The following is a 16,351-nucleotide window of genomic DNA, read 5'->3' as shown; positions in this document are numbered from 1 at the left end:
TTAGCAAAGTCTTTAAATAAAATATGTCGTAAAATTTTTAACATAATAGCCATTCACCCTTAAATCCATCTGTGAGGCTTTTATTTACTGTCCTTTTTTCTCATTTTTGTTTTATGAAGCCCCTTCAATATCAATATCAAGCTGAGAATTTCGCCTTATCTGACCCCAATCGGTATTCGCTTGAAAATTTGAAATCGGAGGAAATGATCATTTCTTTGGGGCCTCAACATCCATCTACACATGGGGTTCTTCGTTTGGAATTGATTTCTGATGGAGAATTAGTCGTAGATGTGGTTCCTCATTTGGGTTATTTGCACCGTTGTTTTGAAAAACATGCAGAAGCATTGCCTTACAATCAAATCATACCTTATGTTGATCGTTTGGACTATATGGCTTCCATGAATTCGGAACATGCCTATGTGATGGCGGTAGAAAAAATGTTGGATTTGGAAGGTAAATTACCTCCAAGAATTGAATACATCCGTGTCTTGGTGGCAGAATTGAATCGTATAGCTTCTCATTTCGTTGCGGTAGGTACTTATGGGTTGGATATAGGAGCCTACACTCCATTTTTGTGGTTGATGCGGGATAGAGAACATATTCAACGTCTATTGGAATGGTTATCTGGAGCACGCATGTTGTATAATTATGTGTGGATCGGTGGTTTATTTTATGATTTACCAGTGGGTTTCGAAGAGCGTGTGAAAGAGTTAATACCTGTTTTAAAAGCTACCATTCTAGAGGTTAAAAATTTAGTTGAGGAGAATAGTATTTTTATCAAACGAACAGCCAATGTTGGTATATTACCTTTATCAACAGCGATCAATTATGGTTGTACTGGGCCAGTATTGCGCGGTTCGGGATTACCATTTGACCTGCGTCGGGTTGATGCTTATTCGGTGTATCCAGAATTGGAATTTGATATTCCTGTCGGTGAAGGGGCTATGGGTCAAGTAGGAGATTGTTGGGATCGAAATCATGTTCGAATTAGAGAATGTGAAGAATCTATTCGGATTGTAGAACAATGTTTGGAGAAATTAGTTGGGGACTGTAAAAGAACCAAAGACTTCCAGCCTCAGGCCATGGTTCCAAAGAAAATTAGACCAGCAGCTATGGATGTGTATGTCCGAGCTGAAAATCCCAAAGGTGAATTGGGCTTTTTTATTCGAGCAGATGGCAAGTCTGATATTCCAAGTCGAATGAAAGTAAGAGCTTGTTCATTTCACCATTTATCGGTACTGCCCACCTTAGCAAAGGGTACATATTTGGCTGATTTGGTGGCAATTATTGGATCATTGGATTTAGTCATGGGGGAAGTTGATCGTTAAATTATGACAAAAGAATTTTTACAAGTCTTAGAAATTGAAATAGCACGCATGGAGCAGGGTAAGCAACCTGTGGAATTGTATGAGCCTATTCAATATCTCATGGCTTTAGGTGGAAAGCGTATTCGTCCTGTGATGTGTTTGATGGCATATTCATTATTTCGGGATGATTGGAAATCGCAAGTAAAACCAGCCTTATCCATCGAAGTATTTCATAATTTCACTTTGATGCATGATGATATCATGGACAAAGCACCTTTGAGAAGAGGAAAGCAAACGGTTCATGAAAAATGGAATGACAATATTGCAATCCTTTCAGGTGATGTGATGCTGGTGGAAGCATATCAGTTTTTGAACCAAATTGAAGGACTAAGTCTGGTTCAATTTCAACATTTGTTGGAACGTTTTAGTAGGACGGCAGCTGAAGTATGTGAAGGACAGCAATGGGATATGAATTTTGAGGAACGGAACGATGTTCAACTTGCTGAGTATATTGAAATGATCCGATTAAAGACCTCCGTTTTAGTAGGATTTTCCATGGAAATGGGAGGTTTATTGGCTCAAGTAGAGTTAGATATAGCGAATCAATTGTATCAAATTGGAGAGTTTGTGGGTCTTGGGTTTCAATTGAAAGATGATTTATTGGATGTATATGGTGATCCAGAGAAATTTGGAAAGCAAGTGGGTGGGGATATTTTGGCCAATAAAAAAACCTACTTATTGATTCGTTCTTTGGAATTAGCCAAAGGAGAAACGCAGCAAAAATTAAGTTATTGGCTTAATCAAAAACAGTTTAATGCTACAGAAAAAGTTAAAGCTGTTACCGAGATATATACTCAGTTAGGTCTGAGAGAAGAAGTAGAAATGCAAATTCAATCGTATTTTGATCGAGCTTTTGCTGGTATGGAAGCATTGAATTTGCCACAAGAAAAGAAAAATACCTTGTTGAGATTTATGGCGGGGTTGGTTGATCGGGAAGTTTAGTGTAGTTTTGTGGCAATTATATAGCTTCATCACGAAGCTTTTTGTTTTATGGGGGATTCAATTAGTTTTATCATCATTATCATTACCGTCTTGGTGTCTTTATTGTGTTGGCAAAAGCCGACACTTATGGATAAGATGACGATGAATCCTTATAAAATAAACCGTAGGAAAGAATATTGGCGGTTTATTACTTCGGGATTTATACATGCTGATTTTACACATTTGTTTTTCAATTTGTTTTCCTTCTTTTTCTTTGGCTTACAGCTAGAAAACATCTTTACGGTTTTGTTTCCTGAAATAGGGCAATTATTGTTTGCCATTTTTTATGTCACAGCGATTGTAGCAGCAGATTTACCTACTTTTTTTAAGCAAAGAAAAAATCCTTATTTTAATTCATTAGGGGCATCTGGGGCTGTTTCAGCTGTAATTTTTGCTGGGATACTATTTTTCCCTACGGAGAAAATCTACTTATTTGGTATTCTTGGAATTCCTGGTTTTATCTATGCTGGATTGTTTACTTGGTATTCCATTGCCATGGATCGTAGAGGCAGAGATTATGTGAATCACTCAGCCCATTTATATGGAGGATTATATGGATTAGTTTTTGTGACTTTGTTGTATCCAAAGGTCTGGTTGACATTTGTTGAACAAGTAAAAGCTATGCTTTGGTAGTAGCACAAAAACATATTGCCATTTTAGGTTCCACGGGTTCCATCGGGACTCAAACCTTGGAAGTAATTTCATTGCATCCTCAGCAGTTTAAAGTAGCTGTGTTGACAGCTCAGTCGAATGCCGTTTTATTGATTCAACAAGCCTTAGAGTTTTTACCCTTTCATGTAGTTATTGGTGATGAAAGTCAATATGCTCATGTTAAGCAGGCATTGGCGCATTTACCCATAGAAGTACATGCAGGAGCCAAAAGTTTGGAATATGTGGTATGTTTGGACGAGGTAGATGTGGTGTTGACAGCACTGGTAGGTTACGCAGGTTTATTGCCTACAGTTCGTGCTATTGAAGCAAAAAAGCCAATTGCATTAGCTAATAAGGAAACTTTAGTGGTGGCAGGAGCATTGATTATGCCTCTAGCTGCCAAGATGGGCGTACCTATTTTACCTGTTGATTCAGAACATTCGGCCATATTTCAATGCTTGATGGGAGAATCTCACAATCCCATTGAAAAAGTCATTTTAACAGCTTCAGGTGGACCATTTCGGTCTTGGAAAAGGGAGCAATTAGCTAAAGTAACAAGGGAACAAGCTTTAAAGCACCCTAATTGGACGATGGGAGCTAAGATAACCATAGATTCAGCCAGTTTGATGAATAAAGGTTTGGAGGTCATAGAAGCTGCTTGGTTGTTTCAAGTAAAAGCAAGCCAGATTGATGTGGTTGTTCACCCACAATCCATCGTACATTCATTAGTTCAGTTTCAAGATGGATCGATTAAGGCGCAACTGGGTTTACCCGATATGAAATTACCGATTCAATTTGCCTTAGCTTACCCCAATAGATTGGAAGTAGATTTTCCTCGATTCAATTTTGCCGCTTATCCTAATTTGACATTTGAAGAACCAGATATGGCTACTTTTAGGAATTTAGGATTAGCATTTGAGGCTTTAGACAAAGGAGGTAATATGCCTTGTATATTGAATGCAGCCAATGAAATAGCCGTGACAGCATTTTTAGCAGATAAAATTGGCTTCTTGGAAATGTCTGATTTAATTTCCGAAACCATGGAACGTGGAACTTTTTTGGAGAATCCGACATTAGAAGACTACGTTCAAAGTGATCAATTAAGTAGAGAATTAGCTACCCAATGGGTGGTAAACAATAGTAAATAGCAATTAAAGCAAGATTATGGAAGGTTTGATTATGGCGGGGCAATTGATTTTAGGATTGTCCATTTTAGTAACATTGCACGAGTTTGGTCATTTCATTACAGCGAAATGGTTTAAAATGCGTGTCGAAAAATTTTATCTATTTTTTGATTTTCTTTTCCCGATTCCCTCCTTATTAAACTTTGCTTTATTCAAGAAGAAAATTGGAGATACTGAATATGGGTTAGGTTGGTTTCCATTAGGTGGATACGTATCTATAGCGGGAATGATTGATGAAACGCAGGATGCAGCCACCTTAGCCAAAGATCCTGAGCCTTGGGAATTTAGAGCTAAACCCGCTTGGCAACGTTTGATCGTGATGTTGGGGGGTGTAATTGTGAATGTCATCACAGGTGTTGTTATTTTCATTTCATTGACTTATTCCAATGGCAATAATTATATTTCCAAAGAGGAATTAAATAAAAATGGAATTGTTGCTCTGGATTTAGGAAAACATATAGGACTAAAAACGGGTGATAAAATTATCAAGGTGAATGGTGCCGACTACAAGCAATTATCAGATTTGCGTTCGTCGGATGTGTTATTAGGAGATAATTCGTATTACACTGTTTTACGTGATGGAAAAGAAGTAAATATTCAAATTCCAGCCAATTTTATTGGTCAATTGAGTGATAAAAAGTCGGCTTTTATTGAGCCCATGACAAAGTTTAAGGTCTTGGATGTGACGGCACCTAATCCTCCAAGTTTATTGGATAAATGGTTAGGTAAAGAATCTGAAGAGATGTTACCTGCTTTATCTGCAGGTTTAAAAGCAGGAGATTACATTACGGCGGTCAATCAAACTCCGATTAATTTTTACCACGAGATTCGCGAAGTATTAAGTAAAGAAGCAGGTAAACCTATTCGTTTAGCCATTCTTCGTAATGGAAAAGCTGATACGTTGGATATGGTGGTAGCTAAATCAGGACAAATTGGTTTTCAAGCAGATATTTTAATGAAAATGTCGCATGAAGATTACAGTTTTGGGCAATCTGTTGGAATTGGTTCTAAGCGCGCATTTTCAGTTATTACAGATAATGTTCGTGGATTCAAGAAAATTGCAACAGGAGATGTCTCTGCCTCTAAAGCATTAAGTGGCCCTATTGGGATTGCACAAATGTTTGGTGGTGTTTGGGATTGGACAAGATTCTGGATGTTAACTGGTTTGTTATCCATGGCCTTAGCCTTCTTTAATGTGTTGCCAATTCCTGCCTTAGATGGCGGACATGCTATTTTCTTGATTTATGAAATAATTACAGGAAAACCAGCGTCAGATAAGGTGATGGAACGTGCTCAGCAAATCGGTATGATTTTGTTGTTAGGATTAATGGCTTATACTTTTGGTAACGATATTTTTAAGTCTTTCTTTTAAACATTGAGAAAACAGCTTTTTTTCATTCTACTTTTCTTATTCTTATCTGTTGAAAGTATAGGAAGAAAGGAGCGGCATCCATTTCATACCAGTGTGACTGAATGTGTGTATAATGAAAAGGAAAAGTCGTGGGAAATAGCTATTCGCTTATTTCAAGATGATTTAGAGCAGGGACTCAGTAGCTTTCATGGCAAAAAGGTGAGTATTGAAAAAGCTTCAAACCTTGATGAGTTGTTAGAACCCTATATTCGAAAGCATTTTGGATTTCAGGTAAATAAGCAATTAATTACGCCTTATCGTTGGATTGGTTGGGAGCCAAATCCAGATGTAATTTGGGTATATGTAGAAATACCATCGGAACAGGATTTAGCTGGAGTTTTTGTTATGAATGATCTTTTGGTGGAACAATTCCCTGACCAAACAAATTTGCTACATTGCGCTAGAGGAGAAAAAAAGAAATCGTTTTTATTTCAAAAAAATCAAGTTCTCCATCAGATAGTTTGGTAAATTTTCTGCCATCTTGTCTTGTGGCATGAAATTTGTTTAAGCTCCGTACGTCTTTCAAGATTGGAGGGTAAGATTAAATAAATGTGTGTATGAATAATCCAAATGACCTTTTTAAGCATTTGAGCCTATCGGACATTTCCGATTTCGAAAATATTGAGTTGATTCCTATTGGAGCAGAAGGCTTGGAAAACAATGACAAAATGAGCGTTTTGTCAGATGAACTACCCATTCTACCAATTCGTAATATCGTTTTATTTCCAGGTATGGTGATTCCCATTACAGTAAGTCGCCAGAAATCCGTTCGATTAGTCAAAAAAGCTTACAAAGGAGATCGTACCATCGGGGTATTAGTACAAGCTAATAATTCGAAAGAAGAGCCTCAACCAGATGATTTATATAAAGTGGGAACCGTGGCACACATCGTTAAGATGTTTGTTTTGCCAGGAGGAAACACGACCATTATTGTTCAAGGACGGAAGCGTTTTGAGGTAAGGGAGTTCATTAAAACGGATCCGAACTTAATTGCGAAAGTGAATTATTTGGAGGATAATTTCCCTAAGAAGTTAAATAAAGAAAACAAGGCGCTGGTATCAACTTTAAAAGAATCAGCGCTTAAAATATTGAATTTGAATCCTGAGATTCCACGAGAGGCTCAGATTGCATTGGATAATATTGATTCGTCTGCTTTTTTAGTGCATTTTCTTTCCTCCAACATTAATGCGGAATTAAAGGATAAACAAGAATTATTAGAGACCTTGGATGGGATAGAGCAAGCTACTCATCTATTGGAATACATGATGAAGGAAATTCAGCATTTGGAGTTAAAGCGTGAGATACAAAGTAAAGCAAGCAGTGATATTGATCAGCAACAGCGCGACTATTACATTCGCCAGCAAATCAAAGTATTGCAAGAGGAGTTAGGGGTAGAGAGTCCAGAGCAAGAATTAGATGGACTTAGAGCTAAAGGGGCTAAGAAAAAATGGTCGAAAGAAGTCAATGATTTTTTCTTGAAAGAATTATCTAAGCTCCAAAGAACCAATGCTATGTCGGGTGAATATCCGATGTTGATGAATTTTGTGGAACTGTTGGTTGATTTACCTTGGTCTGAGTACACCAAAGATCATTTTGATTTGATTAAGGCTAAAAAAATACTGGATGCGGATCACTTTGGATTGGAAAAAGTCAAAGAGAGAATCATTGAATACCTGGCAGTATTGAAAATGAAGGGAGATATGAAAGCTCCTATTTTATGCTTATACGGCCCTCCTGGAGTAGGAAAGACTTCGTTGGGAAAAAGCGTTGCCAAGGCTTTAGGTAGAAAGTATGTTCGAATGGCCTTAGGTGGTTTACGTGACGAGGCGGAAATTCGGGGTCATAGAAAAACCTACATAGGCGCCATGCCAGGAAAGGTCATTCAAAATATAAAGAAGTCAGGTTCTTCCAATCCAGTTTTCATATTAGATGAAATAGATAAAGTAGGGTCTGACCATCGTGGTGACCCATCATCTGCATTATTGGAAGTATTGGATCCAGAACAAAATAATAGTTTTATGGATAATTACTTGGAGGTAGAGTTTGATTTATCTCGAGTGATGTTCATTGCTACTGCCAATAACCTTGATACGATTCACCCTGCCTTGCGTGATCGTATGGAGATCATTGAAGTAAGTGGTTATACCATGGAGGAAAAGGTACAAATTGCGAAAAAGCATTTGTTGCCGAAGCAAAAGAAAGAGCATGGTCTAGATAAGGCTGATTTTAGCATGACTGATGCTGCAATCCAGAAAGTAGTAGAGGGCTACACCCGTGAATCAGGAGTTAGAAAATTAGAGCAAGAACTGGGGAAAGTAGTGCGTAAAATCACTAAATCCATCGCCATAGGAGAAGAATATCCTCATAAACTACAAGCAACAGATGTCGTTCGATTGTTGGGCCAAGAAAATTTTGAAAACGATTCTTATGAAAGTAATGAGTATGCAGGTGTCGTGACAGGTTTAGCTTGGACACCGGTTGGGGGAGATATTTTATTCATTGAAACATTATTGAATCGCGGTAAAGGTCAATTGACTTTATCGGGTCAATTGGGAGATGTGATGAAGGAATCAGCCATGGCTGCATTGAGTTTTTTGAAAGCACATGCCGATTTATTGGAAATCGATTATCGAATTTTTGACCAGTATAATTTGCATATACACGTACCAGCTGGTGCAGTTCCTAAAGACGGACCTTCGGCGGGAATAACAATGTTAACTGCCATAGCTTCGGCTTTAACACAAAGGAGAGTGAAGCCAAATTTGGCTATGACAGGTGAAATAACTTTACGTGGGAAAGTACTTCCTGTGGGTGGAATTAAAGAAAAGATATTAGCTGCTAAGCGTGCTGGCATTAAGGAAATTATCTTGTGCCATAAGAATAAAAAAGATATTGAAGAGATTGAACCGAGGTATATTACGGATCTAAATTTCTATTATGTAGAGAATGCCATGGAGGTATTGACTTTGGCCTTATTACATGAGAAAGTAAAAAACCCGGTGAATTTTGTACTTCAGGATGAGGCTAAGCCTAATTCGTCTGTGGCGGTATAGGTGATTTCACCGATATCCAACGCATATTGAATGATGCGAATGGCTTCATCTTTGGAAAGAGGGCGGAGGCAATCGACTAGCGTTTGTAAGCTTAAAGAACCATGTTGGAGGTAATGTAAGATTAGTTTACGTTCACTTTCATGACTTTCAGGATAGGCCTTCCCCGTGGAGGCCTTTTTTTGTGCAATACAAGTATCACAGATTCCACATTTTTTATCCAAACTTTCTCCAAAATAGGCAACGAGCAAACGGGTTCGGCATATTTTTTTATCTCGAACATAATGTTCGACTGCCTTAATTTTGGTCTGGCTGCGGTCTTTCTTTTGGTGATATGAAGTCCAGTCAATAGGTAATTGAGATGCGGAGGCTCTCGGGCTGAGTAGCGTTAGTTTGGGTAATCCATTTTGCTTGTCGTAATCCAAAATTTCAAATTTTTCAAGTAAGGCTAAGCTACGTTCTACTTCTGCAATTGGAGCTTTGAATTGTTGTGCAATAGCTCCTTCTGAAACAGGGACAAATTGTTGGTAGAGATTTCCTCCAAACATGCGTAAAAGACATTTGATAAATGATTCAAAACGTTCATTGCGAATTTGGAAATCGTATAATTCTGTGGCTGAGACACTGAATTTAATTTTGGAGGGATTTTGGTAGGCATCGTTCAATAAAATTAAGCCTTCATTTTCCAGTATTTTTAGGGCAAAAAATGTTTCTGATGTAGGGAGCTTGAATCGATTGGCCATTTCAGACCATTCAAAATCATAGTGCATGAGTTCTCCACTACCTTCAGGGATTTGTAAATAATTACTGATAGCTTGGTAGACTTTCTTTAGCACTTCTGCCTCAGGATAGGATTTAGCCCATTGGGGATTTAGTTCAATGATATCTTTTTCTTCTACCAAAATAGCAGCATAGGCTTTCTTTTCATCCCGACCAGCCCGACCAGCCTCCTGATAATAAGCTTCTAATGAATCTGGCAAATCTAAGTGGACAACCAAGCGAACATCAGCTTTATCAATCCCCATTCCAAAGGCATTGGTGGCTACAATGGTCTGAATTTTACCCTCAATCCATGCTTTTTGTCTGGAATTTCTTTCCTTTGGGTCAAGGCCAGCATGATAAAAGGTAGTGGAGATGCCGTGTTGGAGGATTAGGTCAGAGATTTGCTGGGTCTTTTTTCTATTTCGAACATAAATAATGGATGATCCTGGAACGCGTTGAAGCATTTGGATTAGTTTTTTTTCTTTATTTTCTTCCCAGAGAACAGAATAAGAAAGGTTAGCCCGACTGAAGCTCTTCTGGAAGATCTGTGGCTTTTTGAACTCCAGCTTTTGGAGGATGTCAGCTTTGACTTCTGGATTTGCACTAGCAGTTAAAGCCATGCAAGGAGTATTGGGGAATAAGTTTTTGAAAGTTAGAATTTCCAAATAGGATGGGCGAAAATCATATCCCCATTGAGATATACAATGTGCTTCATCTACTGCGATGAGCGAAATATTCATTTGCTTAGCTCTTTCCAGAAATAACTCGGTTTTTAGTCTTTCTGGTGAAACATATAAAAACTTGATATTCCCATATATACAATTATCAAGTAGTATATCGATTTGTCTTGGATGCATGCCAGAATAGAGGGCTTCTGCTGCAATATTTCGTTGTTTCAATTGGCTTACTTGATCTTGCATTAATGCGATCAAAGGAGAAATAACGATGCATATGCCATCCATGGCCATAGCAGGAACTTGAAAGCAAATGGATTTACCTCCACCGGTAGGCAATAAAGCCAATGTGTCTTTTTTATCCAATATGGAATGGATGATCTCTTTTTGAAGTGGACGAAAAGAGTCGTAATTCCAATATTTTTTAAGAATGGCGTGAATATCCTGCATAGCTAATTCAAAGCTACCAAAAAATTAAGCAAGGAGTTCATGCGTAAAGTGGAGAAAATTTAAGGAACGAATAGAATTAATGAGCTCTTTATGGTGAAATTTTATACGATTCCAATTAAATTTAGAAATAAATATGTACGTATGTTGACAGAAAAGGACAAAATACAATTAAGCAAAAGAGGTATTAGTGAGCATGAAGTAAATCAACAAGTTGATTATTTTAAGCAAGGATTCCCTTGGATGCATTTAGATCGAGCTGCCAGTATAGGTAATGGAATTATTCATTTGTCAGAGGAGGATGTAGATCGTTACGTTAAAAGGTTTGAAGAAGCTAAAAAGACTTTATCCATTTTGAAAATGGTACCAGCTTCAGGTGCAGCAACTCGTATGTTTAAATCACTTTTCGAGCATTTGTCTGAATCGAAACCTAATAAAGAATCTTTGGCATTTTTTGATCGACTAAGTGAATTTGCTTTTGCTCCAGAATTAAAGAAATTGTTGCCAGAGTGGTCAACGGAGCAAGAAATATTGGAAAATTTGTTGCTAAGTAAGGGTTTAGACTATGGGTCCTTACCAAAAGGGTTATTGTCATTTCATTATTATGAAGATGGAGTAAGAACTCCCTTAGAAGAACACTTGGTGGAAGCTGTTGAGTATGCTTCGGATGGGAAAGATGCGTATTTGCATTTTACGGTTTCTCCAGAGCATCGTTCAAGATTTGATGCCTTAGTAAATCAAGTTCTACCCAAATTGGAGAAAAAGTATCAAGTGAAATTTCATATTAGTTTTTCGGAACAAAAACCTAGCACCGATACGGTTGCGGTAGATATGGATAATAATTTATTTCGTGAGGCGGATGGGTCAATGTTATTTCGACCAGCTGGACATGGGGCTTTATTAGAGAATTTAAATGATTTGGATGCAGATTTGATCTTTATTAAGAACATAGATAACGTGGTTCCAGATAAATTAAAAGATAGCACCATAGTATATAAGAAGGCTTTAGGAGGATTATTGGTGGAGATCTTGGATAAGATCAAAGCGTATGCTCGTGTTTTGAAAGGAGAAATTAGTGCTGCGACGCTGGAGGAAATGCAAGAATTTTCTAGTAAATATTTAGGCATTCAGCCAGGAAAAGCTTGGGTTGAGCATTCACAAGAGGAGAAGGTTGCCTTGTTCAAGAAGATTCTTAATCGCCCTACCCGTATTTGTGGAGTGGTAAAAAATACAGGAGAACCAGGAGGAGGACCATTTTGGTGCAAAGATCAAGAGGGGAATAGCACTTTGCAATTGGTTGAATCCGCACAAGTGGATATGTCTAATGAATTGCAAAAAGCGATTTTTACGGACTCTACTCACTTTAACCCAGTGGATTTGGTTTGTGCCACTAAAGATGTTGAAGGCAAATCGTTTGATTTGCTTCAATACCGCGACATGAGCACAGGATTTATCACGGAGAAAACAAAGGATGGAAAGAAGTTAAAAGCGCAAGAATTACCTGGATTATGGAATGGGGCTATGGCCAATTGGAATACCATATTTGTGGAGGTTCCATTGGACACTTTTAATCCAGTAAAAACGGTGAATGATTTATTGAGGCCAGCACATCAAAATTAGGCTACGTTTTGTTCCTGATTAAAAAGGCTTTAATTTTGCGCCCTTTGAAAGCGATCGATATTAAAGAAAGTATATAAATGCTTGATTACAAAAACCTTGCTTGGCGTCCAGGCAAGGTTTTTTTTGTCCAAAAACTTGGTCAAAATAATCAAGTTTTTCATCAGATTTTGAGTAGGAAAGGCTAATTTTGTGCTCTAGTTGGAAGTTACTTAGTTAATTAGAGTCAACCAGATTTGTCAACTCAGATTTGTCAACTTTCAAAAAGTTGACAAATCTAAGCGAGTTAGATTAGACCAATTGAATTAGGCCAATTTAAGAGAATCGCATTGGGCAGTAAGGCATTTGGGACCAATCGTTTTATGCTTACTAAGTGTAATCCAATTAAGTAGAAGTTCAAAGATTTAGAAACAGAATTAATATACTATGGCATTAGAACAAACTTGGCGTTGGTTCGGACCGAATGATCCAGTAAGCTTGTCGGATGTCCGACAAGCAGGTGCAACAGGCATCGTGAATGCATTGCATCAAATCCCCAATGGAGTAGTTTGGGATTTGGAAGATATTTTAGAAAGGAAGCAAATCATAGAAGCAGCAGGGCTAACATGGTCGGTTATTGAAAGCATTCCGGTACATGAGGATATCAAAACTCGTTCGGGCGACTTTAAAAAATACATAGAAAATTATAAGCAGTCGATTCGCAATTTATCCAAAGCGGGTTTGGATACGGTTTGTTATAATTTCATGCCTATTTTGGATTGGACAAGAACTGATTTAGATTTTGAATTGCCTGATGGTTCAAGGGCTTTGCGATTTGATGCGGCTGAATTTGCAGCCTTCGAATTGTTTTTATTGAAAAGACACGGTGCTGAAAACCATTATAGTTCAGATCAAATCCAAAGAGCCAAAACTTGGTTTGACCAGTCCAGCACTTCTCAAAGAGAGAAGTTGATTCGTAATGTTATAGCTGGATTACCAGGAAGTGAAGAAAGTTTCACTTTAGTTTCATTTCAGGAGGCCTTAGATACTTATGCACATGTAGGTGAGGCAGAGTTAAGGGAGCATTTGTATGAATTTATTCGAGAAATTACACCAGTAGCTGAAGAAGCAGGAGTAAATCTATCCATACATCCTGATGATCCTCCTTATCCAATTTTGGGTTTGCCACGTGTTGTTAGCACAGAATCTGATGCTAAACAATTATTGGCGGCTTATGAAAGTCCTAATAACGGCTTATGCTTCTGTACAGGCAGCTATGGAGTACGAGGAGATAATGATTTGGTAGGTATGGTGGAGCGATTGGGAGATCGTATTAATTTTATCCATTTGCGAGCAACTCGTCGTGATGAATATGGCAACTTCTATGAAGCGGACCATTTAGATGGAGATGTGGATATGTTTGGTGTAATGAAAGCCTTGGTGCTGGAGCAAAAAAGTCGAATTGAACAAGGGCGAAAAGATGTTAGAATGCCATTTAGACCAGATCACGGACATAAAATGTTGGATGATTTGCAAATAGGAAAAAAGACCAATCCAGGCTATACTGCTATTGGTCGATTAAGAGGATTAGCAGAACTGAGAGGACTAGAATTGGGAATCGAAGGATTTTTGAAATAAAATTCCAAAATGATGTTTTGAATTCTATTTCTAATTGCTAACTTTGCACCCCCGTTACTATGGCATTACTCTATCCAAATGAGTTTAAGCTATTTAAGGGGATAAAAAAGATTTAAAATTTAAACGGTAATTATTTAAAATGCCAACTATTCAGCAATTAGTGCGCAAGGGCCGTGAGCAAATGACTTGGAAATCTAAGTCACCTGCTTTGGATTCTTGTCCACAAAGAAGAGGAGTTTGTACACGTGTGTACACAACTACTCCAAAGAAACCAAACTCAGCTATGCGTAAGGTAGCTCGTGTTCGTTTAACCAACCAGAAAGAGGTGAATGCCTACATTCCAGGTGAGGGTCACAATTTGCAAGAGCACTCGATCGTATTGATCCGTGGTGGTCGTGTGAAAGACTTACCAGGTGTACGTTATCACATCATTCGTGGAGCATTGGACACAGCCGGTGTATCTGGTCGTTTACAATCTCGTTCTAAGTATGGTGCCAAGCGTCCTAAACCAGGGCAAGCAGCAGCTCCAGCTAAGAAGAAGTAACATTTTTTAACACAAAGATCCAGTATGCCTCGGTGAAGGCAGAAGGTTGGGTCGACATTAAACATTAACACCATGAGAAAGGCGAAACCAAAAAAGCGCTATTTATTGCCAGACCCTAAATTTAGGGATGTATTAGTAACTAAGTTTGTAAACAACTTGATGTATGACGGTAAAAAATCAGTGGCATTCACTATTTTTTACGATGCTTTAGATAAAGTAGAAGAGCGTACTAAGGAGAATGGATTAGAAACTTGGAAAAAAGCATTAAACAATGTAATGCCATCTGTAGAAGTAAAGAGCCGCCGTGTAGGTGGAGCTAACTTCCAGGTTCCAACGGAAGTGCGAGCTGAACGTAAAGTTGCGTTAGGAATGAAGTGGTTGATTGGTTATGCAAGGAAAAGAGGTGACAAAACAATGATGGATCGCTTAGCGAATGAAATCATTGCTGCATCAAAAGGTGAGGGAGCTGCTGTGAAGAAGAAGGATGATACACACCGTATGGCGGAAGCGAACAAAGCGTTCTCACACTTCCGTTTTTAATAAATGAATTTTTGGAAGGGCCAACCGAAAGGTTGGCCTTTTTTATTTGAGCTGATTTTTATCACAATTGGAGAATTTGGCAAATCTTGATAAAATGTTTAGCTTTGGTCAGTTCCAATTTAATACCCATTGACAAATGATTTCTAAGAAGGCAAAGTATGCTTTGAAGGCGTTGAAAGTGTTAGCTCAGGCTTATGAAAAAGGCCCTTTGTTGATCTCTCACATTGCAGAATCAGAGAACATTCCTAAAAAGTTTTTAGAAGCCATTCTATTGGAGTTAAGGAATCATGGTATTCTTCAAAGTCAAAAAGGCAAAGGGGGAGGTTATTACCTACGTATTCCGCCTAGTCAGGTGACCTTTGCTAAAATCATTCGTATTGTGGATGGGCCAATTGCTCCGGCTCTTTGTGTTTCCTTGCATTTTTATGGCAAATGCGACGATTGTGCCAATGAGGAAACGTGTAAGTTACGTTCGGTATTGGCTAAATGGCGTGATGCCAATTTATCTGTATTGGAAAAAACTACTTTAGAGGAGCTAATCTAGTCTACTCGTATAAGTGATCTAAGTTTTTCTCTTTCACCTCTTCGGTATCTAGTTCAAGGAATTCCTCCCAGAATGGATTGTTGGGAACAGCTGCTTTGCAGATGATCGGAGTCTTCTTGATGGGGTGAATGAAATATAATCGACGGGCATGCAGGTTAATGCTTCCATCTGGGTTTGGACGGTCGTATCCATATTTAAGATCTCCACGAATAGGGCAGCCCAATGTGGCGAGTTGTACTCGAATTTGATGAGGTCTACCGGTAATTGGTTCTACTTCAATCAAATAATGCAAATTAATCTTTCCTAGTAATTTATAGTTTAATTCGGCTTTTAGTGCTTTATCTTCTGGGTAATCATAGGCCGTAGTGGTATTTTTGGCTTCATTTTTTACTAGCCAATGTGTTAGCTTACCTTTAGTAGGATCGGGTTTTCTACGGGTAACAGCCCAATAGGTTTTTTGGATTTCCCTTTTGCGGAATAGCTCCATCATGCGTTCCAAAGCCTTGGAAGTTCGAGCAAATACCACCAAACCACTTACAGGGCGGTCTAAACGGTGTACAGGATGCAAGAATACAGCACCTGGTTTTTGGTATTTTTCCTTGATGTAATCTTTCAATACATCCGTCAATGTACGGTCGCCAGTACTATCTCCTTGGACAAGTATTCCTGCCCTTTTATTAACAATTAGCAGGTGATTGTCCTCGTATATGATGTGGTAGTCTTTCATTTTAATCCTTCTACAAGGTCTGAAGGGGTTCAGTCTTGAGATGACAAAGGTAGGACTATTTTGTTAAATCCTTTTTAATTTTTGAATGGTCAAAAAAAAATCAACATTTTTTCTCTTTGATATTCAGCGAATTAGTAATAAATCTCAATTTTTTTTGTGTAATGATTTGGAATAAGGAAAATAAACCTACATCTTTGCACTCCGATTTAGCGACTACAACGGCAGTCGTTCGAAG

General features: G+C 38.2%; 14 protein-coding genes. 12 read left to right on the top strand and 2 right to left on the bottom strand.

What is annotated here, in order from left to right; translation table 11 throughout:
- Window positions 1–113: 113 nt before the first annotated feature.
- The 7 genes from EWU22_RS00070 to lon all read left to right on the top strand — a co-directional run bounded on the left by EWU22_RS00070 (window position 114) and on the right by lon (window position 8,647).
- Window positions 114–1,328: an NADH-quinone oxidoreductase subunit D gene (locus EWU22_RS00070; protein WP_109324167.1), complete on the top strand. Its 1,215-nt coding sequence runs from the start codon at window positions 114–116 to the stop codon at window positions 1,326–1,328.
- 3 nt (window positions 1,329–1,331) lie between these two features.
- A complete protein-coding gene (locus EWU22_RS00065; protein WP_130923920.1) occupies window positions 1,332–2,309 on the top strand; it encodes a polyprenyl synthetase family protein in 978 nt (325 codons plus the stop codon).
- 48 nt (window positions 2,310–2,357) lie between these two features.
- On the top strand, window positions 2,358–2,981 hold the full coding sequence (locus EWU22_RS00060; RefSeq protein ID WP_130923919.1) for a rhomboid family intramembrane serine protease: 624 nt from the start codon (window positions 2,358–2,360) through the stop codon (window positions 2,979–2,981).
- Entirely contained in the window at window positions 2,975–4,147 is a 1,173-nt protein-coding gene (locus EWU22_RS00055; protein ID WP_130923918.1) for a 1-deoxy-D-xylulose-5-phosphate reductoisomerase, read from the top strand. Before EWU22_RS00060 ends, EWU22_RS00055 begins: the two co-directional genes overlap by 7 nt.
- 16 nt (window positions 4,148–4,163) lie before the next feature.
- Window positions 4,164–5,555, top strand: coding sequence for an RIP metalloprotease RseP (rseP, locus tag EWU22_RS00050; protein WP_130923917.1), 1,392 nt, complete (start codon window positions 4,164–4,166; stop codon window positions 5,553–5,555).
- A 3-nt stretch (window positions 5,556–5,558) separates the two neighbouring features.
- The gene (locus EWU22_RS00045) at window positions 5,559–6,062 is read left to right on the top strand and encodes a DUF6702 family protein (RefSeq protein ID WP_130923916.1); all 504 of its coding nucleotides are present in this window, start codon (window positions 5,559–5,561) and stop codon (window positions 6,060–6,062) included.
- Window positions 6,063–6,151: 89 nt separating this feature from the next.
- Entirely contained in the window at window positions 6,152–8,647 is a 2,496-nt protein-coding gene (lon, locus tag EWU22_RS00040; RefSeq protein WP_130923915.1) for an endopeptidase La, read from the top strand.
- Here the strand turns inward: lon and EWU22_RS00035 are convergent.
- Complete coding sequence (locus EWU22_RS00035) at window positions 8,608–10,530, bottom strand: RecQ family ATP-dependent DNA helicase (protein ID WP_130923914.1); 1,923 nt, start codon at window positions 10,528–10,530, stop codon at window positions 8,608–8,610. The genes lon and EWU22_RS00035 overlap by 40 nt on opposite strands.
- A gap of 90 nt (window positions 10,531–10,620) precedes the next feature.
- Between EWU22_RS00035 and EWU22_RS00030 the strand changes: the two genes are divergently transcribed.
- The 5 genes from EWU22_RS00030 to EWU22_RS00010 all read left to right on the top strand — a co-directional run bounded on the left by EWU22_RS00030 (window position 10,621) and on the right by EWU22_RS00010 (window position 15,389).
- Window positions 10,621–12,147, top strand: coding sequence for a DUF4301 family protein (locus EWU22_RS00030; protein ID WP_231962544.1), 1,527 nt, complete (start codon window positions 10,621–10,623; stop codon window positions 12,145–12,147).
- Window positions 12,148–12,570: 423 nt separating this feature from the next.
- Window positions 12,571–13,761 (top strand): mannonate dehydratase, encoded by a 1,191-nt coding sequence (uxuA, locus tag EWU22_RS00025; RefSeq protein WP_130923913.1) that lies wholly within the window; start codon window positions 12,571–12,573, stop codon window positions 13,759–13,761.
- Between the two features lie 139 nt (window positions 13,762–13,900).
- Entirely contained in the window at window positions 13,901–14,305 is a 405-nt protein-coding gene (gene rpsL / locus EWU22_RS00020) for a 30S ribosomal protein S12 (protein WP_109324130.1), read from the top strand.
- Between the two features lie 72 nt (window positions 14,306–14,377).
- On the top strand, window positions 14,378–14,845 hold the full coding sequence (gene rpsG, locus EWU22_RS00015) for a 30S ribosomal protein S7 (protein ID WP_109324129.1): 468 nt from the start codon (window positions 14,378–14,380) through the stop codon (window positions 14,843–14,845).
- A gap of 136 nt (window positions 14,846–14,981) precedes the next feature.
- Window positions 14,982–15,389 (top strand): RrF2 family transcriptional regulator, encoded by a 408-nt coding sequence (locus tag EWU22_RS00010; RefSeq protein ID WP_109324128.1) that lies wholly within the window; start codon window positions 14,982–14,984, stop codon window positions 15,387–15,389.
- 1 nt (window position 15,390) lies between these two features.
- Here EWU22_RS00010 and EWU22_RS00005 read toward each other — a convergent pair whose 3' ends face one another.
- Window positions 15,391–16,122 carry an RluA family pseudouridine synthase gene (locus tag EWU22_RS00005; RefSeq protein WP_130923912.1) on the bottom strand — a complete coding sequence of 244 codons (732 nt, stop codon included), beginning with the start codon at window positions 16,120–16,122 and terminating at the stop codon, window positions 15,391–15,393.
- Window positions 16,123–16,351 lie beyond the last annotated feature (229 nt).

Origin of the sequence: Aquirufa nivalisilvae (genome assembly GCF_004307455.1) — a bacterium.
GTDB lineage: Bacteria > Bacteroidota > Bacteroidia > Cytophagales > Spirosomataceae > Aquirufa > Aquirufa nivalisilvae.
This window is presented reverse-complemented; position numbering and strand designations above follow the sequence as displayed.